Raw genomic sequence first — 21795 nt, 5'->3', positions numbered from 1 at the left:
TTTATTTTTTTGACTTATGTCGTCTTATAGGGCTTGTATCTGCAAGGTTTTTGTGACCTTGCCTTCACCTTTTTCACCCATACCGGAACCGCTATTTTTACTTTCTTTTTTCAGTGCGATCAAACGATCACCCAAAGTGCTATACACCCACTCTTCTTCATTCTTCATTTCAAAACTAATCACGATAAAAGCACGTCCTGAGATAGCTTGCGTCTGGCGACTCGCCAAGGGTGTTCCATCAGCTGCGATCCAGATATCCAGATTGCCATCAAACTTCTTCATATACTTACGATCTTTTTCCGATAACTTATCGATAGACAATTCAAAGCTTAGCAAACGTGCTGGTTTGCCATTGAAGTTATCGGGTCTTTCACTTTTATATGTGGCTTTTTCCATGCTGCGTGTCAGACTACCCGCTGCAGAAATCATCGGTCGCAAGGCTGAAGAATTCACTTCATTTAGCGCAGACAAAGTGGGGGTCTTGGCCTTACTATCTTTCTCTTTTAAACGTTCTTCCGCCTCCAACTTTACCAACATTTCTTTGCTGTACAAAACATGCAATCCACGGCCACTTTCTTCCACCGACACACTGGCAGCGCCATGCGTTTCTTCTAACTCTTTGCCTTCGCCCTGACGATTCCAGGTTTTTGCCTCGACCACCGCTTTCAATGGTGTCTGTCCTTGCAATCGAGCTAAAGCCGATTTCAAATCACTCAAACCATCGGCATGCGCCGCACCACTTACAGCTGACAATATGACAGCGAGTGAAGCCACCATGGCAAAACCGCTGACGGGCGAGAACACAGACTTCACGACATACTGGATACCACGTTTAACATATTGCATAGACTTCCTTTTATTAAGGGGCAAAATTGCCCAAAGCAGATCTCGTGCAACAAGTTGCTCAGACCCAATTTCTGATATCAAGTTCCACGATCCATCAAAATCAATGCTAATGATGTTTTTGCGTGACGTGACTTTTTCTAGCTTCCCTCTACGACTTTTCTGCAGGCGCTAAAGCTGAAGCCAAATACACCAGCAGCGCCGACTGTGCGTCATCCGCTGCGTATTTGAGCTGACGCTCATTTAAGGTATCGGCAGCCCAGTTTGAAGTCGATACTCGTTTCGATTTCTGCAAGACCTGTCCAAAATATTGTTCTACCGCGCGCTTCGCACCCATTTGCTTTTTGCGGTTGTCGCTCAGTGCACGCGACAAGTCAAGAACATGGGCTATCTTCACACCTAATTTATGCAAAAGTCTCTGATTGTCGTCACCTAAGCCGAAACCAACCTTCAATATAGTTTTGGACTCTAATACTGCTTTCAACACAGGTGTAGCGAACGCCACTTGCGCAGCATTCAGAACGGGAAACAAGAATGCATATTCGCGGGTTGCCAATTGAATCAAATGCGGGCCATCCGAGCTTTGTCCTATTTTAAATATGGGCTTTGATTCGGTATCGAAACCTAGCACCGTCGCTCGCAGCAACTGTTCTTCCGCAAACGCTAATTGCTCGACAGTTTGCACCAGACATATGCGCCCCATTTCGATGCCGGGATACGCGGGCAAATCCTGACTTACTTCCAAATCATTGTTCATGTTGTCTCATTCAATATCGCAGCATAGCCATTTCAGCATCAAGCCACGGTGAGTTTCAGACTAGTAGGGAAAAAACACCTGTTCACCATTCACCTTGAACGCAGCAATTTTTTTCTTGCCTTGTTCCGAAGTAATCCACTCTATCAATTTCATGGCAGCGGCAAAACGCACTTCAGGAAACTTCGCAGGATTGACCGCAATAATGCCGTAAGGATTCAACATGCGTTTATCGCCTTCCAACACTATTTGCAAACCTGTCTTCGCTTTATAGGCAGCGTAAGTAGCACGATCGCTCAGCGTGTAAGCCTGCATTTCTGCTGTCATGGTTAAGACTTCACCCATGCCTAATCCTGCTGATACATAAGCGCCCGCTTTTGGCTTATCACCTAGTTGTTTCCAGTATTTTTGTTCCATCACATCAGTACCGGAATTATCGCCGCGCGAGATGAAGCGTGCTTTGCTATCGACTATACGTTTTAAAGCATTTATCAAATCTTTTTCTTTTCGGACGCCGGCGGGATCATTTTCTGGTCCGACTATCACAAAATCATTAAACATCACATCACGTCGCTGCACGCCATGTCCGGCTGCGACAAACTGATCTTCCGCTTCGCGCGCGTGTACCAAGGCCACATCGACATCACCATTTTTTGCCAATTCCAAAGCCTTTCCAGTACCGACAGCGATCACTTGTACTTTGATCCTGGTATCGGTTTCAAAAGCTGGCAAAAGAACTTTTAATAAACCCGAATTTTCTGTACTGGTGGTGGTTGACAATTTAATCGTCTCTTGCGCCACTGCAGATAAGCTGATTGTTAAGGCGCCAGCAATCAAACAGCTAGCGATTCTGCGTATCAATTGAGTATTGATTTTCATCGATCTCATGCCCCACTCCTGTGTATGTTTGTACTACGTTCTTCAATACGACCATCGCGCAACTTCACATGATGCACGGAGGGCAAATTAATTAAATCTCTGTCGTGGCAAGCCATGACTACGCTGGTTTCTTCTGCCACTAGTGTTGGTATCAAGGCGATAATTTGTTCTCTGGCCTGGCCATCTAAATTAGCACTGGGCTCATCTAACAGTAATAATTTCGGTTGCAAAATCTTAGCGCGCGCCAGTGCGATTTTTTGTTTTTCGCCACCAGACAATCCTTGTGGTAAACGATCACGCAAATCCCAAAGTCCCGCCCATAGCAATGCCTGTTCGGTACGCTCAGCGATTTCAGCTTTCGCATAATGCCGCACCCGCAATCCATAGGCGATATTTTGCACGACACTCATTTGAAACATAATAGGATGCTGATGCACATAAACAATTGCATCCCGCATCATGGCAGGATAGCGCCGCGTCACTTGAGGCTGTCCCATAAAATGCCAGACCAATGCATCGGCTTTTTCCAATCCAGCCAGGATACGCAAGAAAACAGTTTTTCCCACCCCATTCATACCCGTCAAAACATAAGCACTCGATTGCTGCAAATGAAAATTTTCTATCGCCAACAAGGGCCGGTCGGCGAAAGATTTGCTCAACTTATCAATCGATAATAAAGGTGGCAAGCCTGATTTTTCAAATATCATAAGGCGCGTCCCGATTGCCCCGCATCGCCTTGCAGTATCAATAAAATCGCATTCATTAATAAGGCGGTTACCAGCAAGACCATGCCTAAGGCAATCCCTTGTGCAAATTCACCTTTGCTGGTTTCCAAAGCGATCGCGGTGGTCATGGTACGAGTTTCGCCTGCGATATTGCCACCCACCATCATGGCGCAACCCACCTCAGAAATAACACGACCAAAAGCATGAATCACCGCCGCTATCACCGCAAAGCGCGCCTCACGCAATACCGTCCACATCACTTGCCAAGCGGAGGCGCCCAGGCTAATGGCGGTTTCCGCTATACGCTGATCACAGGCCTGCACCGCGGTAAAAATAAAGGCGATCAAAATAGGTAAGGCAATCAAAGCTTGCCCCAACACCAGTGCTTTGCTACTGAATAGCCAATGCCAGGCACCCAAATATCCTTGACGTGACAATAATAGATAGAGCAAGAGCCCTATCAATACGGTAGGAAAAGATAGACTAGCCTGTATCAGCCAGATGACAAAGCGGCGCCCACGAAAACGATATGTCGCCAATTGGTAGCCACAAATCAAGGCAATTGGTGTCGCGATCAACAAAGCGCACAAAGCGGTGCGTAAGGACAGGCCTATGATCTGCCACAAATCAGTATCCGCCGAGAGTAAAAGTTGCAGAGCGTGCCAAAAGCTATCGAGCAAATTCATGGCGCCCCCGTTTTACTCAGAGGGGAAATAATTGCATGTGACGAAACAAGTTGTGAATTTGGGAGAATTAGGCGCATAGCCGCCATCATAGTGAGGCATTGCAGAAAGCGCAACGAGGGAAATAGATCAATCCTTACCGCGATAAATACTTAGTCCCTATGATGAAGCGAGTTTGTATCAAATGAAACTGCTTGAAACCTCAACCCGGACTTTGGTTTCGCTCAGACTCTCACCGCTTCATAACGGCTCCATCGTGACTCAAATCGAGTGTAAAAAAGGCGACCGTTTGGCCGCCTTCACTTTTTTCAATCGCGCTGTCGAAACTTAGGGTGCGCTGCCTTTACGGTTAACGCTACCAGAACCTCCGATGGACTTGGTCACACGCGGATCGCCATAGTAATTTACTTTGCCGGATCCACCGATACTGACATTTAAATTCTCGGTTGCCCAAGTACTGGCGTTACCCGATCCACCGATACTGATACGTACATCCTTTGCTGCTAATTTCGCCATATCGAGCTCACCGGAACCACCGATAGAACCAGACACTTGAGCGACGCTGCCAGCAGCGGTAAAGCTGCCACTACCGCCGATTGAGACTCTCAAGGTGTCGGCTTTTAAGTCTGCAATTTCCAGATCACCAGAGCCACCAATACGCAATTTCAAATCAGTACTTTGCAATTTGTCGCTCTTTATGCTTCCTGAATTTTCTAGAGCGATGTCATCTATGTTCTTAAAATTAACCACAATATTTAAAGTACGTGTTTTTGGATGCACATTCTTTTCTTTGCTACGTATTTTCAAAGTATTTCCTTCAACTACTACCTCCAACATGGCTTGGATATTGTCGTCGGTTTCTATCCAGACCCCCTCTTGGCTGCCTTGTCTCAACTCGACTTTGCCTGAAACCGAAATCTGCACGGCACGAAAATCCTTAGCAACGCGATCTTGTTTCAGAATTTTGCCAGAGCCCTCCACGCTTTTACTCAACCAATTTCCCCAATCAGCACAAGCCGGTAAGGCGGTAAGGACTAGAGCCGTGGCGAGCAGGCTGCGACGAATTGTTTGCTTGTTCATGTTGTTCTCCGACTTGATACGGTGATAGTAAATTTTACAAAATTCTAAGTGGCTGATTTATGCTGTTTTTTTACGTGAAAACAAAGAAAATAAACCGTACAAAATCAAGAATGGAATCATCAGTGGCAACAAGGCGATTGCGAATGAACCTAAGACCGCACCCAATACCACCACCAAGACCACGGCGACCATCGCTAATACCAAACCGGTAACACTTAAGGCAAAAAATAAAGCCACAAAGCCGATCAGGCAGGCCAGCACAAAACCGGTAAAGCCGCCGATATCGCCAATTTCTTCGCCATCAATCACGATGTGTGAAGGGTCCATAGAAAAAAAGCTGATCAACAACAGGCTGAAGATAATGGCTATCGCGATAAAGATATTTCGTGTATTCGTTTTCATTTTGTTCCCCTTAGTGAGTTTGAGTTTGAGTTTGCTTCAACAAGATTTGCTTCTCTGATGGCTGCAGTGTAAGCAAGTCGAATTAGGCTCACCAGCGGATTGCGACAGAATGCAAAAAAAGGGGTTTAGAGCGTCAGTTCCTACCAAAATTACTGTTTGCTTGCCTTTACGGCGCCAGAAGACTGACGCTTTTGCTTCATCTTTTTGAAATACACAATCAGGTCATCCAAATCTGCGGTAGAAATAGTCTGCTCATCAAAGCCAGGCATCAGCGCTTGTTTCCAGCTGCGCACCGAGGCGGGTTGACGTATTAATTGCCTTAAAAATTGTTCCTGAAAATACTCGGTAGGACTAAATGGCAGATTTAAATCAGGTCCTATCGCCGCATCGCCACCGCCATTCATCGTGTGGCACACCGCGCAATTTTTGATGTAAATATGCATACCACGTAGCGCCTGCTGACTCTTTTCCCCCGCAGCCGCGACAGGAATGATTTGCGGATAACGCTGAGACAAAGGCGCTTCAACACTGATTTTTGCTAGCTGGTATGGCCATTGTTCATTACTGATTTTTCCCGCTTCAGGCGTCAGCCAAACCAAGTAAAACGGCCCCGCGCTGGCAGTTTTGGCAGGATTATCCGGATTGACCGCGGGCCAACTTTGATCGGCAGGCTCAATTGCCAAATAGGCTTGGCCTTTTCCGGCGAGGTCGCTACCCGAGATGTTGGCGACGAAACCATCGGAAGCAACGAACTGCACCGACGGATACTTATCCACTTTTGGCAATAGCTGAGCAATCGGCACCGCACGATATTTCATGCTGCGTTTATAGGCAGAATCCTTGGCAATACTGATGTCCCTGGCTTGCGCTAACAAGGCAGAACGAGTCCAGTGTTGTATCTGCTCACCATTTTTTAGCTCTAAAACCGGCTCCTGTGCGGCAGCATTGCCAGCCAACAGAACACTCATGAACATAAACCAAGGCAACTTTCCAAGAAAACCACGTAGCGATAGCATAAGAAATCTCACTAAAAACTTAAAAGGAATGAAAAAAGTACGGTAGCGCATGACGACTGAGCGAGAAAGTATAGTGGAAGTGATGCGAACTTGACGACCGCTAGCCTGGAATGCGGCGAAACCGACAAAAAGCGCTTGATTTAGAGTGAAAAGCAAGGCCAAAGCAGTCGGAGCGCCTGAAAAAAAGGTTAAAATCTAAGGTTTATAAAATTCTTAGTTCCGCATGGCAATTTTCTAAATTGATAGCGCGAACTCAGGTAAGCACCTAATTTAAAATCCAGCAAAAAAAGGCAGAAGAGCTATGCTCACTTTTCAACAAATTATTTTGACATTGCAAGACTATTGGGACAAACAAGGTTGCGCCCTGTTACAACCGATTGATATGGAAGTGGGTGCGGGCACCTCGCATACGGGTACTTTTTTACGTGCAATTGGTCCAGAGCCTTGGCGAGCTGCCTATGTACAACCGTCACGCCGTCCTAAGGATGGTCGTTATGGCGAAAATCCAAATCGCTTACAGCACTACTATCAATACCAAGTGGTGTTGAAGCCGGCACCGGAAAATATTCTGGATCTCTACCTCGGCTCTTTGAAAGCCTTGGGTCTGGATCTGCAACAAAACGATATTCGCTTTGTCGAAGATGACTGGGAAAACCCGACCTTGGGTGCCTGGGGCTTAGGTTGGGAAGTTTGGCTGAACGGTATGGAAGTCACCCAGTTCACTTACTTCCAACAAGTCGGCGGCCTCGATTGCAAACCTATCCTCGGTGAAATTACTTACGGTATCGAGCGCCTGGCGATGTATTTGCAGGGCGTTGAAAACGTCTACGATCTGGTGTGGACTGAACGTGAAGAAAACGGCAAAACCGTGCGTTTGTCTTATGGCGATGTGTTCCATCAAAATGAAGTGGAGCAATCGACTTTCAATTTTGAATATTCGAATACCGATTTTCTATTCTCTTTGTTCACCAATTACGAATCAGAAGCGAAGCGCTTATTGGAAATTACAGAAAATGTCGCTGAAAAATCTCTGGCCTTGCCTGCTTACGAAATGATTTTGAAAGCGGCGCACACCTTCAACTTGCTCGATGCGCGTGGCGCTATCTCGGTCACTGAGCGTGCAGCGTATATCGGTCGCATTCGTAATCTGTCACGTGCGGTCGCCGCTGCTTACTATGCTTCCCGCGAAAAACTCGGCTTCCCTATGTGTGCGGCGGATGACAAGCATAAGCCTGCAATCACTGCAGCAACCGAAGCCGCTTAAGCCAGAATAAAAGAACAGAATCGAGATCGAAATGAATCAAACACTTTTACTAGAATTATTTACAGAAGAACTACCACCAAAGGCACTCGCCAAACTCGGTGAAGCCTTTGCTGCTGGCATCGTCAATGGTTTAAAGTCACGTGACTTTTTAGAAGCGGATTCTGTCGCTACCAGCTTTGCCTCACCGCGTCGTTTGGCGGTCAGCATTACTAAAGTACGCGCGACTTCTCCCGACAAACAAATGCGTGAAAAAGTATTGCCGGTATCAGTTGCTTTAGATGCCAATGGCAATGCCACACCACCATTGGCAAAAAAACTTGCAGCGCTCGGCTTCCCCAATTTGCAAGTAGCTGACTTAGAACGCGCAGTCGATGGCAAAGCTGAAAGCTTCTTCTACAGCTACACCGCACCGGGCACAGCTTTGGTTGGCAGTTTGCAATTAGCACTCGAAGAATCGATCAGCAAATTGCCGATTCCTAAAGTCATGAGCTATCAACGTCCTGACGGTGAAACAGTCCATTTTGTACGTCCGGTACATAGCATCATCGCCTTACACGGTGCGGACATTTTGCCTTTAGCTGCCTTAGGTTTAACTGCAAGTCGCATCACGCAAGGTCATCGCTTCTTGTCTGCGGGAGAAGTTTCGATTGCCCACGCTGATCACTACAGTGCAGCCTTAGCTGAGCAAGGTAAAGTCATCGCCAATGTCAGCGAGCGCAAAGAAAAAATCCGTGTCGCACTGCAAGCGAAAGCGAATGGCGATCAAGTTCTGATGCCTGAAGCTTTACTCGATGAAGTTGCTGCTTTAGTCGAATGGCCAGTCGTCTATGAATGCCATTTCGAACAAGAATTCTTGGCGGTGCCGCAAGAGTGCCTGATTCTGACCATGCAAACCAATCAAAAATATTTTGCCGTCACCGATGCCGCTGGCAAATTGCGCTCACGCTTTTTGATCGTTTCTAATTTGGCGACAGACACACCAGAACACATCATTCAAGGCAATGAACGCGTGGTACGTCCACGCTTGTCGGATGCAAAATTCTTCTTTGAACAAGATAAGAAAAAAACGCTGGCAGATCGTTTGCCACAATTGGCGAATGTGGTTTATCACAATAAACTCGGTAGCCAAGCCGAACGCACGCAGCGTGTCAAAACACTGGCCGGCCATATCGCCCAATTACTAGGTGCTGATGTTGCACTAGCAGAACGCGGTGCATTGTTGGCGAAGGCCGATTTATTGACTGATATGGTCGGTGAATTCCCAGAGTTGCAAGGCATCATGGGTACTTACTACGCTAAGCACGATGGCGAACATGCTGATGTTGCAGCAGCAGCCTCTGAACATTATCAACCACGATTCGCTGGTGATGCATTGCCAGCGACTGCAACCGGTACTGCCGTTGCCTTGGCCGACAAGCTAGAAACTTTAGTCGGTATCTGGGGCATAGGCTTACAACCCACTGGCGATAAAGATCCATTTGCTTTGCGTCGTCATGCGCTTGGTATCTTGCGTATGCTGGTGGAAAAACGCTTAAATCTCTCGCTTAAAAAATTGTTGTTATGTACGATTGATTTGCCGTGGCCCAACGATAGAACAATATTAGAGCAAATTGGTTTTTCAAGTGTCGATGTAGAAAAATTCATTTACGACCGACTCCGAGGCTATTTGAAAGACAAAGGATTTAGTGCCAATGAAGTCGAAGCAGTCGTGGCACAAAATCCTGACACCTTGGATAACATCGTAGAACGCCTGCAAGCGGTGCAGAGTTTCGCTGCCTTGCCAGAATCTGCATCGCTGGCGGCGGCGAATAAACGTATTACGAACATTCTGAAAAAAGCCGAAGGCACACCGGGCGCTATCAATCCTGCGCTGTTGCAAGAAGCAGCAGAACAAGCTCTGTATACAGCGATGGGTGATGTCAAACCTGGTGTTGATGCGGCGTATGCTGCAGGTGATTTTACCGGCGCATTAAAAACCTTGGCGGCTTTGCGTGAAGGTGTTGATAGCTTCTTTAATGATGTGATGGTGAATGCCGATGATTTGGCCTTGCGTAATAATCGATTGGCACTACTCAAAGAGTTACACATTATGTTGAATCAGGTAGCGGATATTTCTAAGTTGGCGGCTTAAGCGACACTAATGTCCCCTCTCCCGCAAGCGCGGGAAAGGGCTAGGGTGAGGGTGGCTCAGCGGTGATAAAGATATTGCAGAATCTTAAACATAAAACTGGATGTCTTGAGTATCACGTTTAGCATTTACAAGTCTGAACCACCCTCATCCCCGCCCCTTCTCCGGCTTGCGGGAGAAGGGGGTTTACAACCAAACATATTCTGAACCGCGTTGAAAAACTTAAGAAAGCTATGATGACACCCACCACCAAACTCATCATCCTCGATCGTGACGGCGTGATTAATCATGACTCCGATGCCTTTATCAAATCTCCTGATGAATGGCAGATAATCCCCGGTTCGGCGCAAGCAATTGCACGTTTGAATCAGGCTGGTTATACGGTGGTGGTGGCGACGAATCAATCAGGTGTCGCACGCAAGTTATTTCCTATGACGACCTTGAATGCGATTCATCAAAAAATGCATGCGACCGTAGAGCAAGTAGGTGGCATGATCGATGCGGTATTTTTTTGTCCGCATAGCGCCGACGATAATTGTGATTGCCGCAAACCTAAGCCTGGCATGTTGCAAGAAATCGCGACACGTTACAATCTGTCTTTGAAAGGTGTGCATTGTGTCGGCGATTCCCTGCGCGATTTGCAATCTGGATTTATGCTAGGTTGCATCCCGAATCTGGTACTTACCGGCAAAGGACAATCGACGCTAACGAAAGGTGGTCTGCCGCCGGGAACGCAGGTGCATCCTGATCTGGCGAGTATGGTCGACAGCCTATTAAGCACACATAACGACACCATCGTATAAAGAAACCTTCGCAGCAAGCATTAATTTAGGAAACACAATGTACTCAGCCTTTTGTTTTATTCGCTCATTAATTTTCGCTTTAGTCATGATCATCGCAACCGTGATCTGGGCACCGATTTGCTTCTTGTTTGCGCCATTGCCGTATAACCAACGTTATTGGGCCACTGCACGTTGGAACGTCTTCATCATTTGGGCGGCAAAAGTCATTTGCGGCATTCGTTATGAGACTCGTGGCTATGAGAATTTTCCTGATGGTCCGGTGATTGTTTTATCCAAACATCAATCTGCTTGGGAAACGATATTCTTATTAATGTCGACGCCACGCCCGCTGGTATTTGTCTTCAAAAAATCCATCACTTATATTCCTTTTTTTGGCTGGGCAATTTCTTTGATGAAAATGATTCCTATTGATCGCAGCAAAGGCAAAGACGCTTTTGCGCAAGTCGTAACCATAGGGCGCAAGCGTCTGGCTGATGGTCAATGGGTGATTATGTTCCCCGAAGGTACCCGTATTCCGGTTGGCCAAAAAGGTAATTACAAAGGTGGTGGCACACGCCTCGCGATCGAGACCAATACGCCTGTGATTCCTATCGCCTTAAATTCAGGCGAATGCTGGCCTAAAAATTCATTCATCAAACGCCCCGGCCTGATTACGGTTTCAGTCGGTAAACCTATCGCACCAGGCGATATGAATGCGACTGAACTGATGGCAAAAGTCGAAGAATGGATAGAAGCGGAAATGCGTGTCATCTCGCCACAGGTCTACAAGTAAATCTCCAAACCAAAGCCGTGCTACACTCTTAAATCGCGTTCTGAACCATGGATTATTCAAGATTCAGAACGTGACAGTTTGATCGTTTTGAGAGAGTCCTATGCCCGCTGTTCAATCTACTAAAGCTACACGAGCTGCTAGAGCCACTCAAGCTTCCTTCATCCAAGGCTTGCAACGTGCGCTGCAATTAGATTTCTTTAACGATCTGTTTGCTAGCAATGATCTGACAGTCAACAAGTCCCCTGCCGCACCAAACACATCGAATAATCCCACCGACAGCAGTACGCAAACGCGCAAGCGTCAAATTCTGATTCAAGATCAAGTCCTTGAATATGAATTACGGCGCTCTAAGCGTCGCAGCATAGGCTTTCTGATTGCGGATGAAGGCTTGCGCATCACCGCACCACGTTGGGTCACGTTGGCGGATATTGAACAAGCAATTCAGGAAAAACAGCACTGGATTATCAGTAAATTACGTGAGAAACGCGAGCTGGCAAATAAGCGCATGCAAGCAAGCATGCGTTGGGAAGATGGCGCACGTTTGCCGTATCTTGGAAAACAGCTGACGCTAAGGATTGCCCATCAAGGTCGTGCTGCGGTGGTGCACGATGCTGAGCAAGACATTTTACACATTTCACTACCGCCTGATTTTAATGAACAACAACTGAAAGATCGGGTACAAAGCTGGTTGCAACAAGAAGCCAAACGCATCTTCAATCAACGTATGCCGGTGTTTGCGCAGCGTTTAGGCGTGAGCTATCACTCCATGAGCTTGTCATCGGCAGGTACGCGTTGGGGTTCTTGCACATCACAAGGAAAGATACGTTTGAACTGGCGACTCATACACTTCTCTCCTGAAATTATCGACTACGTGGTTGCCCATGAACTTTCGCATTTGCGTGAAATGAATCACAGCGCTGATTTCTGGGCGACGGTAGAGTCCATCTACCCTGAGTACGAACACGCTAAACGAAAACTGCGGCTACATGCGAGCGCTGATTTACCTGTATTTTAAATAAACGCTCTCATGCCCAGACCATCAAATCCACAATCCGATTCCAGATTATGGTTTGGCGAACTCGGTATCGATGCGGGTTTCGCTTTTTTCATCGGGCAATCTGGCGACAATCATTCACACGCACATTGGGTGCATCAATGCATTGTTCGCTTAGACCAAGCATTCACTATATTGAGCGCTGGCGTGAGTTTCCAAGGCGATGCTATTTTTGTGCCTGCTGGTGTAGAACATCGCTTGATCGCTCCACGCCATCTCTCTTTATTTTTTGATCCCACCACCACGCTGGCTACGGCCTTGTGTGAACATCTGGAAGACTCGCATTCAGTTCAGGCATTACCACAGAAAATTGCGGATTTTTTCAGAAGCCTGCTTAGCTTAGAAAATTCCAACAAGAACTTGCATCAACATTGCCAGGATTTTTTTAAGCACCATCGCACAGCAGCAAAGCCCGATCCAAGACTACCAATTATTCTGCAAAAAATTCATCAGGAAATCAGTGCAGAAAATTCAAAACGGAGCGAACTCGCGCAAGCTATCGCTTTGTCCGATTCGCGTTTCTCACACTGGTTTCGCGAACAAACTGGCATGCCTTTGCGTAGCTACCGAAAATGGCTGCGTCTAATCGTCGCGTTAGAAGCGATTTTGGATGGCAGTAGCGCGATCGATGCGGCACATGCGGCGGGGTTCTCTGACCAAGCGCATTTCTCACGGACTTTCCTTGCAATGTTGGGTGTCACACCGCATAGTTTGCTATCCCATCTGGTACTCAAAACGTAAATTCAGCAGTTTCGTTCAAGACTAAGTAAAAGGGTATAGCCATACTAGGGTAACGATTATCTACGCAATAATTTTCTACTCAATAGGCAAGGCTAGCTATGGAACAATTTCTAAATCCCACCAATTTACTGGATTTCAATCACTTAAGCATCACTCAACTCGTCACTGGCAAAGGCTGGCTGTCTCTGCCTATGGAACAACGCATCGCTCAAATTTATGATTTCGTGCAAAACGAGATTGCGTTTGGCTACAATGAGTCCGACGATTTACCAGCGTCTAGCATTTTGGCCGACGGGATAGGGCAATGCAATACCAAAGGCACACTGATTATGGCACTACTACGCAAGTGCGCAATCCCGTGTCGCTTGCACGGATTTACGATCAATAAAGCTTTACAAAAAGGGGCGATCAGTGGCGTTGCTTATGTGCTTGCACCACGCAGCATTATTCATAGTTGGGTAGAGATTTGGCATCAAAATCGTTGGATTAATCTGGAAGGATTTATCCTCGATCAAGCCTATTTACGTAGTGTGCAGGCGCGGTTCAAAGAAACGGATGGCGCTTTTTGCGGCTACGGCATCGCCACCACTTCGCTATCGAAACCGCAGGTCGAATGGCGCGGCACCGACACCTACATACAAAAAGAAGGCATCAATCATGACTTTGGTATTTTTGATTCGCCTGATGAATTCTATGCGAAACACGGTAGCAATCTTTCTGGTATCAAACGATTCATTTTTTTACGCTGGATCCGGCAAAGCATGAATCGACGCGTGCAAGATATACGTAGTGGCACTTGGACTTTCATCAAATGAGTGCTCAGGAACACGCTTTCAAACTCAGCGTTACAATAGCGTTTTTACTTTAACGATGAACTCACCATGCGCCTACTTCACACCATGCTACGCGTCGGCAATCTGCAACGCTCTATTGATTTCTACACCGAGATTTTAGGCATGAAATTATTGCGAACTTCCGATAATCCGGAATATCAATACACACTGGCGTTCTTAGGGTTTGGCAGCAATCCCGAGCATGCGGAATTGGAGTTGACCTATAACTATGGCGTTGAATCTTATGAGATGGGTACCGCCTATGGTCATATTGCGATTGCCGTACCAGATGCGGCAGCAGCCTGTGCAACGGTCAAAGCACGTGGCGGTAAGGTGACACGCGAAGCAGGCCCAGTCAAAGGTGGCAGCACCGTAATCGCCTTTGTGCAAGATCCAGATGGCTACAAAATCGAATTAATTGAACGTCTAAGCGAAGTCAAACTGTAAACCTGAGGCTCCACCATTGCATAACAGACTATGGTGGAGCGATACTCAGCAAGATCACAAAGCTAAGAGCACCATCACCACACCCAAGGCAGCTATCAACAGACTCACTTTGTCTTTCGCGGCATAGACTATGGGGTCATCATGCATTAACCCACGACCGGTGGTAATCCACATCCGGCCTAACCAATACAAACACAGAGGGCACAGCATCCAAAGAAATTTCGGATGCAGATAATGTCGCGCGACGTCAGGGCTATTGATATACAGCGCCAAAATCACAACCGCCCCATAACCCGCTGAAGTCCCCAAACTAGTGAGCTGCGGAATATCACTGACTAAGTAATCGCGTCCGTGTGCTGCATGCTTTTCCTGTGATTTCAGGGATTTTAATTCTGCGCAGCGTTTTATCAAGGCCAGGCTGGTAAAGATCAACATAGAAAAGGCCAGTAGCCAGAACGAAGGCTCAACCCGAATCGCAATCGCACCAGCGATGACCCTGATGGTGTACAGAAATGCAAGCAACAAGACGTCCATTAAGACAATGCGCTTTAAATAAAACGAATAAGCGCTAGTCAAGATCAGGTAGGCTCCAAGAATGAAACAAAATTCATTCGAGACTAAGCGCGCCACCAGCAATCCTAGCAACAATAATACTAAGACTAAAAAGACCGCGGTCAATATCGATAAATTGCCGCTGGCAATGGGACGATTTCGCTTACTTTTATGAGCGCGGTCAGAATCCAAATCGAGCAAATCATTGATTAAGTAAATGGCCGAAGCACACAAAGAAAACGCTATGAAAGCCATCGCCGATAAATAGATCGCTGTCGTTTGATACCACTGGTGGGCGACAAATAGGGGGACAAAAATCAGCAAATTCTTAACCCATTGATAGACACGAATCGCTCTGAGAACCGACTTGACGAAGTTCTTAGGTGAAGAAAATACTCGACTGATCTCGGCAATTGATCTGACTTTCTGTTCAAGTCCCGCGGAGGCATTCACCACAATGGCTAGCCTCGCGTGCTGCCAGATCTTCAAATCCGGTGTCGCGTTGCCGGCATAATCAAAACCTTTTTCGCCATAGGCTTGTAGCAAGACTTTGGCCTTTTTTTCACCCGCTAAATTTCGCGCTGTGCTAGTACCCCAAACTTCAGAAAAAATACCCAAATGCGCGGCGACTTGCTGTGCATAACGCAGATCAGAGGCGGTTGCCAATACCAACTTTCTATGAGATCGAAACTGTTCTTTCAAGTAGCTCAGCAACTCTTGATGGTAAGGCAGTAAGGCGCAAGGGATATCTACACGACTTGCAATTTGTGTCTTTAATTGCCGCTTACCTCGGCATAACCAGAGAAAAATCAAAAATACATACAAAGGATTGCGGCGAATCAGTCGAATCGCCGATTCGAGCAGCATATCGCTGCAAATCAAAGTGCCGTCGAGATCAACCACTAAAGGGACTTCGGTAGATGAATTATGCGAGGTAGGAAGTGTCATTATAAAAAAGAGAAACTAAATTGCGAGAAAAAGCGCCACTAGGCTTTGTTATCAATCGCGATCAACAACACGCCAGAGACCACAAGGCAAGTACCCAGAAAACGCTGTAAAGTAATCGCATCACCGAGAAATAATTTGCCAAACAGCATGGTCAAAATAAATCCCAAACCTACAAAGGGGTAAGCAAAACTCAACTCCACTTTCGCCAAGACTTTGAGCCACACTAAAGCACCAAAAAAATAAAGACCGAGTCCACCCACTACCCAGTAATTTTGCGTGAGGGCGATTATCGATGTGAGCCAATTTGCGTCGGTCGCGCTGGTTTGGCTACTTGGCTGCGACATACCAATTTTGAGCAATAATTGCGCCACCGCAGACGAGGAGACGCTAAACAAAATAAGGAAATAGATTTGAAATTTGGCACTGAGCACTGCAATCACCTAGGATGAATGAAAGAAATCAGCATGATACTGTCTTAAGACGATAAACCATATAGTTTATCTAAGAGTGCAGGCCTCAATGAGCAAATCGGTGCGTATGGGCAGGCACAGATACTAGTCCGATTCGAGGCAGGGTTTAGCCGCTTTTGCTGTATTGAAGTGATTCTATCCTTAGCAACAATCACGCCTAGAACTGCTGTGATCTCATCAAACTTTTTACCCTACACGGCATTAAATGGATTGGGCGACGCTTGGTGAAGTCACTGCAATTGGGCGCCAACTAATCGGGGATTTAGTTATTCCCATAGCGCCGGAAATAAGCGATCAAACCACGCGTAGAATCATCAAGCTGGGCATCATAAGTCTGATTGCCTTCCAAGGCTGGCAACAAGCTATTGGCTAATTGCTTACCCAGCTCCACGCCCCATTGATCGAAAGAATTCAAACCCCAGACCACACCTTGTACGAAAACTTTATGTTCATACAGTGCCAGCAGCATACCTAATTGAAACGGATCTAAGCTGGTCATCAAAATCGTGGTGGAAGGTTGATTACCGGCGAACACTTTATGCGGCAAGAGTTTCGCAATCTCGCTTTCTTGCAAACCCGCCGCTGCTAATTCTATGCGCGCTTGTTGCTCAGTCTTACCAAATGCCAATGCGGAGCTTTGTGCTAAACAGTTGGCCAAGAGTGGCGCCTGATGCCCCGGTAAAGGATAATCACTGCTTGCAGCGACCACAAAGTCACAAGGGATTAACCAGCCGCCCTGATGCAACAACTGAAAAAACGCATGCTGACCATTCACGCCAATTTCACCCCAAACGATAGGGTTGGCGCGACAGCTTAACGGCTCACCATCACGTCCTACGGTCTTGCCATTTGACTCCATCTCCAACTGTTGCAGGAAGCCCGGTAAATGCCGCATGGATTCGTTGTAAGGCAGTACTGCTGTGGTTTCTGCGCCAAGAAAATTTGTGTTCCAAATCGACATCAAGGCCAGCAACACAGGTAAATTTTTGTCCAAGGGCGCACTACAGAAATGCGTATCCATAGTCTCAGCGCCTTCCAGCAAGCGCTCAAAGCCGCGCATACCAATCGCCAATGCAACCGACAAGCCAACCGCAGACCACAGCGAATAACGGCCACCAACCCAATCCCAGATTTGCAAAATATTCGCATCAGGAATACCAAATTCGTGGGCTTTACTCGGGTTCGATGTCACGGCAATAAAGTGTTTGGCAATTGCCCACTCTTCCATCGCTGCTGCCAGCAACCATGTTCTTGCGGTGTGCGCATTGATGCTAGTTTCTTGTGTCGTGAAAGTCTTCGACGCCACGATAAACAAGGTCGTATGCGGATCAAGTTTTTCCAACAGCGGTGCCAGATGGGCGCTATCCAGGTTTGACACGTAATAGAAATTCAAACCGGGATGCTGTAAAGCTGACAAAGCGCGTGTTGCCAGTTTCGGCCCGAGGTCAGAGCCACCGATGCCGATATTCACAATATTCTGTATTGCATCACCTTTAAAGCCGCGCCATAAGCCGCTGCGTACGCGTTCGACGATATCGCGCATCTGTTTACGCACCGCGTGAACCTCGGGCATCACATCGTTGTCGGCGCTCGGGAAAGGCGTAAAATCGGTGTGACGTAAAGCGGTATGCAAAACGGCACGGTTCTCGCTGAAATTAATTTTTTCACCGGCGAACATGCGATCACGCCAGTCTTCCACTTTGGCGTGTTGCGCTAGCTTGATCAAATCATTTTGTGCGGCGGCATCGATGCGCTGCTTAGAATAGTCAACCAGCAAGCCATCGAGCTCTAAAGAAAAATGCTTAAAACGATTTGCATCATCGGCAAATAAATCGCGTAAGTGCTGATCTTGCAAGCGCGCTTTATGATCCAATAAGGCTTGCCATTCAGGAGTATTGGTGAGATTCATAGCGTCAGGAGCTTCTATTTAAGCAGGCAAAAGATTCGCCAGTGCGACGTATTGTTCTAAGGGGATGGTTTCGGCACGCAGTTGTGGATCAATGCCGACATCCATTAATTGCTGCTCGGTGAAAAGACCAGCGACACAGTTACGTATGGTTTTACGACGTTGTGAAAACGACTTAGTCACCACTTGTTCTAAGTTCTGCAACTTACATGGCAGTTTTTCTTTTTTCGGTATCATGCGCACAATCGCCGAATCGACACGCGGTGGCGGATCAAATGCGGTAGGCGGCACGATGAACAGTAATTCCATGTGATAGCGCCATTGCAGCATCACCGATAACCGGCCATATTCTTTACCGCCCGGCTCTGCCACCATGCGCTCTACCACTTCTTTTTGCAGCATGAAATGTTGGTCTTCGACCTGCTCGGCATACTCGGCTAGATGAAACAACAAGGGGCTGGAAATATTGTATGGAAGATTGCCAACGATGCGCAGCTTCTTGCCTTCATTGACTGGAATTGATGCAAAATCAAATTGCAAAGCATCACCCTCATGGATGATTAATTTCTTTGGATCGAAACTTTTTTTAAGGCGAGCAACCAGATCGCGATCCAGCTCCACAACATGCAACTGATCCAAACCGTCGAGCAACAAACGTGTCATCGCCGCCAAGCCCGGTCCGATCTCAACCATGCTCTCGCCCCGCTGCGGATTAATGACGCTGATGATGTCATTCAATACTTGCTGGTCGGTGAGGAAATTTTGCCCGAAGCGTTTACGTGCGATGTGTTTCATGTTTTTTGAATTCTTATTGAAGAAAGCGACTAGAACTTGAATACGGTTCAAACCAAGCGCAAATAGAAAAATTATTTAGCCAGTCCATTCGGGCTAGGTGTTGCACCTCGACTGGCAGCTTGCCGTGCCACCATTTCCGCCGCAATACGAATCGCAACGCACATGCTATTGGCGTCCGCCAATCCTGTGCCTAGTTTGGCTAAGTCAAGCGCGGTACCGTGATCGACTGAGGTACGGATTAAGGGCAGTCCCAAAGTGATATTCACACCCAAACCAAAACTGGCATGCTTCAATACCGATAAGCCTTGATCATGGTACATCGCCAAAACACAATCAGCATCTTTTAAGTACTTTTGCTGAAACAAAGTGTCAGCGGGAAAAGCACCGCGTGCATCTATGCCCAAACTACGCGCATGTTGAATCACAGGATTGATCACTTCAATTTCTTCACGTCCCAGATAACCATTTTCGCCAGCGTGGGGATTTAAGCCTGTGACGAAAATTTTGGGTTTACTGATACCGAATTTTTCTTGCAAGTCGCTATGAATGATTTGCAAGGTGCGCAGCAAATGATCGAATTGAATAGCGTCTGGCACTTCACGCAAAGGTAAATGCGTGGTGGCTAAAGCAACGCGTAAGGCTTGCGGCAAATGGTCAGCGGCCTCGCATGCCAACATCATCACGACCTGAGGCGTGCCTGTGCGCTCCGCCAAATATTCTGTGTGTCCGGTGAAGGCAACGCCAGCATCATTAATCGTGCTCTTTTGCAGTGGCGCGGTCACCATAGCATCGCACCAGCCTTGCTGCACAGCCTCAACCGCCACATCTAAAGTCGCTAAAATCGCGCGACCATTACGCGGATCAAGTTGACCCGCCACCACGTGTGCCGACAAAGGGCAATCAATAACCGTAATTTGATCTTTGCCACAACCCGGCAATCCGTTGTTGCGCAAGGCTTGCTGCGAAACGCCCATAAGTCGAATATTTTTATTCAGATCATGCGCGACCATCGCCAAATATGCGGCATCACCGATCAAAACAGGTCTTACCTGCGCTCGCAAATCCCAAGCCGCCAGCAAGGATATTTCTGGCCCTATGCCGGCAGGCTCGCCAACGGTAATGGCAATGACAGGTAAAGGTGAGCCCATTATCTTTGATCGTTGTTACTATGTTTAGTATAGAAACTGAGCCTTAGCTTAGCGCTAAGTTTATTTCTGCTCATTACGGAACTCAACATAAGCGCGGTCACGCAATTGACGCAACCAATCTTGCAAAGCTTCTTCAGATTTGCGAGCACGCACAGACTGGCGCGCTTCGGCACGTTTGCGTTCTTTAGAGTCTTCAGTCACTTTACGCTCAGTCACTTGAATCAGGTGGAAACCCAATTGCGTTTCTACCGGATCACTAACTTCATTGAGCGCCAATTTATTCATGACCGCTTCGAACTCTGGATAAGTGTCGCCAGGGCGTATCCATCCCAAATCACCGCCTTTGACAGCGGAAGAATCAATCGAATTGGTTTTCGCCAACTCTTCGAAGGTCGCTGCTTTGTTAGCGATCTTCTGCTTTAATTCCATCAAAGTTGTTTTGATTTGTGCCGCAGTCAACAATTGTGTTGGACGCATTAAGATATGGCGCACATTGGATTCTTGTATCGTATTGGCGGCTGCGACTGGCACTACATCACGCTTACCTAATAATTTCAGAATATGAAAGCCATTCGGGCTGCGAATAATTTCAGAGAAACCACCAACGAAACTAATCTTGTTGACCGCTTCCATAAATTGAGGCGAAATCTTATCTTGTTCGCGCCAACCCACTTCGCCACCTTTCAGCGCCTCGGTCGAGTCAGAATAGGTTGCTGCCAATTTCGCGAAATCCTCACCTATGCGTAATTTTTTATACGCTTCTTGGGCGCGTGCATTACGCTGGGCGATCACTTCCGGTGTCGCGTTTTCTGGAATACGCACCATGATATGACCCAGATTGATTTCCTGATTTTTACTTGGCGCGACTGCTTCTGCGGCAAGGAAATTATCGATTTCTAACTCTGACACTTGAATTTTGCTATCGACTTCACGCTCACGCACACGCTGCATCATGATGTCATCGCGAATTTCTTCACGGAAGGCAGCAAACGAGGTTCCATCACGTTCAATCTGATTGCGCAACTCTTGCAATGAGGTTTTGTTTTGCTCAGCCATGCGTTGCAAGGCGCGATCCAACATGATGTCATCAACGCGCATACCCTGTTCTTTTGCCAGCTGCACTTGTAAGCGATCAATGATCATGCGTTCTAACATCTGTTTTTCCAGATCAGCGCGTGCTGGCAAGGGAGTACCTTGCGCTTTTAGAGAGCGCTCTATGGAATTGAGACGGTCTTCCACTTCCATTTTGGTAATCACTTCATCATTGACGACGACAGCGATGCCGTTCACCACCTGCGCTCTGGAGACTTTTTTCGGTGCCGGCTTGGCGGTCTGCGCTAAAGGATCATCGATCGGTGCGATGGGCGAATTAGCCTGACTTTGCGCTTGGGCTGGTGCCTGCGCCGCCACGGGCGTTTTTACGGCCTGCGACCACGCCGTTGGCGACGTAGTGAGTCCAATAGTGATTCCGAATAAGGCGGTTAAACATACGGATAAACCGAGTGCTGACTGGCGTTTCAATTGATTCATGTGCAAATTGTGTCGCATAGTG

Annotated in this window: 22 protein-coding genes; 8 read left to right on the top strand and 14 right to left on the bottom strand. The window is 47.1% G+C overall.

The genetic code is table 11. The features are described 5' to 3' along the window. Positions 1–24 precede the first annotated feature (24 nt). The 8 genes from AC1RR2_RS16225 to AC1RR2_RS16190 form a co-directional block, all read right to left on the bottom strand. Positions 25–846 carry a hypothetical protein gene (locus AC1RR2_RS16225; RefSeq protein ID WP_493223310.1) on the bottom strand — a complete coding sequence of 274 codons (822 nt, stop codon included), beginning with the start codon at positions 844–846 and terminating at the stop codon, positions 25–27. Between the two features lie 148 nt (positions 847–994). Continuing rightward, positions 995–1600: a 3'-5' exonuclease gene (locus AC1RR2_RS16220; protein WP_493223309.1), complete on the bottom strand. Its 606-nt coding sequence runs from the start codon at positions 1598–1600 to the stop codon at positions 995–997. Between the two features lie 60 nt (positions 1601–1660). Beyond that, positions 1661–2485 (bottom strand): ABC transporter substrate-binding protein, encoded by an 825-nt coding sequence (locus tag AC1RR2_RS16215; protein ID WP_493223308.1) that lies wholly within the window; start codon positions 2483–2485, stop codon positions 1661–1663. Continuing rightward, complete coding sequence (locus AC1RR2_RS16210) at positions 2482–3183, bottom strand: energy-coupling factor ABC transporter ATP-binding protein (RefSeq protein WP_493223307.1); 702 nt, start codon at positions 3181–3183, stop codon at positions 2482–2484. Before AC1RR2_RS16210 ends, AC1RR2_RS16215 begins: the two co-directional genes overlap by 4 nt. After that, the gene (locus AC1RR2_RS16205; protein ID WP_493223306.1) at positions 3180–3887 is read right to left on the bottom strand and encodes an ABC transporter permease; all 708 of its coding nucleotides are present in this window, start codon (positions 3885–3887) and stop codon (positions 3180–3182) included. Before AC1RR2_RS16205 ends, AC1RR2_RS16210 begins: the two co-directional genes overlap by 4 nt. Before the next feature lie 324 nt (positions 3888–4211). Beyond that, positions 4212–4964 (bottom strand): head GIN domain-containing protein, encoded by a 753-nt coding sequence (locus AC1RR2_RS16200; RefSeq protein WP_493223305.1) that lies wholly within the window; start codon positions 4962–4964, stop codon positions 4212–4214. A 57-nt stretch (positions 4965–5021) separates the two neighbouring features. Continuing rightward, the gene (locus AC1RR2_RS16195) at positions 5022–5366 is read right to left on the bottom strand and encodes a hypothetical protein (protein ID WP_493223304.1); all 345 of its coding nucleotides are present in this window, start codon (positions 5364–5366) and stop codon (positions 5022–5024) included. Between the two features lie 149 nt (positions 5367–5515). Further along, positions 5516–6382, bottom strand: a complete 867-nt coding sequence (locus AC1RR2_RS16190; protein WP_493223303.1) for a c-type cytochrome — start codon at positions 6380–6382, stop codon at positions 5516–5518. Between the two features lie 301 nt (positions 6383–6683). Between AC1RR2_RS16190 and glyQ the strand changes: the two genes are divergently transcribed. The 8 genes from glyQ (at position 6684) to gloA (ending at position 14424) form a co-directional block, all read left to right on the top strand. Further along, positions 6684–7646 (top strand): glycine--tRNA ligase subunit alpha, encoded by a 963-nt coding sequence (gene glyQ, locus AC1RR2_RS16185; RefSeq protein WP_493223302.1) that lies wholly within the window; start codon positions 6684–6686, stop codon positions 7644–7646. A gap of 31 nt (positions 7647–7677) precedes the next feature. Continuing rightward, on the top strand, positions 7678–9777 hold the full coding sequence (glyS, locus tag AC1RR2_RS16180; protein WP_493223301.1) for a glycine--tRNA ligase subunit beta: 2100 nt from the start codon (positions 7678–7680) through the stop codon (positions 9775–9777). A 230-nt stretch (positions 9778–10007) separates the two neighbouring features. Continuing rightward, the gene (gene gmhB, locus AC1RR2_RS16175) at positions 10008–10577 is read left to right on the top strand and encodes a D-glycero-beta-D-manno-heptose 1,7-bisphosphate 7-phosphatase (RefSeq protein WP_493223300.1); all 570 of its coding nucleotides are present in this window, start codon (positions 10008–10010) and stop codon (positions 10575–10577) included. Positions 10578–10614: 37 nt separating this feature from the next. Next, positions 10615–11349, top strand: a complete 735-nt coding sequence (locus AC1RR2_RS16170; protein ID WP_493223299.1) for a lysophospholipid acyltransferase family protein — start codon at positions 10615–10617, stop codon at positions 11347–11349. Positions 11350–11449: 100 nt separating this feature from the next. Continuing rightward, entirely contained in the window at positions 11450–12364 is a 915-nt protein-coding gene (locus tag AC1RR2_RS16165) for a M48 family metallopeptidase (RefSeq protein WP_493223298.1), read from the top strand. Between the two features lie 12 nt (positions 12365–12376). Beyond that, entirely contained in the window at positions 12377–13144 is a 768-nt protein-coding gene (locus tag AC1RR2_RS16160) for an AraC family transcriptional regulator (protein WP_493223297.1), read from the top strand. Between the two features lie 98 nt (positions 13145–13242). After that, positions 13243–13959 (top strand): transglutaminase-like domain-containing protein, encoded by a 717-nt coding sequence (locus tag AC1RR2_RS16155; RefSeq protein WP_493223296.1) that lies wholly within the window; start codon positions 13243–13245, stop codon positions 13957–13959. A gap of 66 nt (positions 13960–14025) precedes the next feature. Beyond that, positions 14026–14424 (top strand): lactoylglutathione lyase, encoded by a 399-nt coding sequence (gloA, locus tag AC1RR2_RS16150; protein ID WP_493223295.1) that lies wholly within the window; start codon positions 14026–14028, stop codon positions 14422–14424. Between the two features lie 54 nt (positions 14425–14478). On the opposite strand, the gene AC1RR2_RS16145 is transcribed toward gloA, so the two are convergent. The 6 genes from AC1RR2_RS16145 to AC1RR2_RS16120 all read right to left on the bottom strand — a co-directional run bounded on the left by AC1RR2_RS16145 (position 14479) and on the right by AC1RR2_RS16120 (position 21791). Continuing rightward, positions 14479–15924, bottom strand: a complete 1446-nt coding sequence (locus AC1RR2_RS16145) for a UbiA family prenyltransferase (protein ID WP_493223294.1) — start codon at positions 15922–15924, stop codon at positions 14479–14481. A gap of 38 nt (positions 15925–15962) precedes the next feature. Continuing rightward, on the bottom strand, positions 15963–16355 hold the full coding sequence (locus AC1RR2_RS16140; protein ID WP_493223293.1) for a DMT family transporter: 393 nt from the start codon (positions 16353–16355) through the stop codon (positions 15963–15965). A 301-nt stretch (positions 16356–16656) separates the two neighbouring features. Next, positions 16657–18303, bottom strand: a complete 1647-nt coding sequence (gene pgi, locus AC1RR2_RS16135) for a glucose-6-phosphate isomerase (RefSeq protein WP_493223292.1) — start codon at positions 18301–18303, stop codon at positions 16657–16659. A gap of 18 nt (positions 18304–18321) precedes the next feature. After that, positions 18322–19095, bottom strand: a complete 774-nt coding sequence (gene rsmA / locus AC1RR2_RS16130; RefSeq protein WP_493223291.1) for a 16S rRNA (adenine(1518)-N(6)/adenine(1519)-N(6))-dimethyltransferase RsmA — start codon at positions 19093–19095, stop codon at positions 18322–18324. A gap of 71 nt (positions 19096–19166) precedes the next feature. Further along, positions 19167–20243 carry a 4-hydroxythreonine-4-phosphate dehydrogenase PdxA gene (gene pdxA, locus AC1RR2_RS16125; protein WP_493223290.1) on the bottom strand — a complete coding sequence of 359 codons (1077 nt, stop codon included), beginning with the start codon at positions 20241–20243 and terminating at the stop codon, positions 19167–19169. A 60-nt stretch (positions 20244–20303) separates the two neighbouring features. Then, positions 20304–21791 carry a peptidylprolyl isomerase gene (locus AC1RR2_RS16120; RefSeq protein ID WP_493223289.1) on the bottom strand — a complete coding sequence of 496 codons (1488 nt, stop codon included), beginning with the start codon at positions 21789–21791 and terminating at the stop codon, positions 20304–20306. Positions 21792–21795 lie beyond the last annotated feature (4 nt).

Source organism: Undibacterium sp. GW821-FHT11H02 (genome assembly GCF_058808015.1).
Note: the sequence above shows the minus strand (reverse complement) of the source record. Positions and strands in the feature narration are given on the sequence as shown.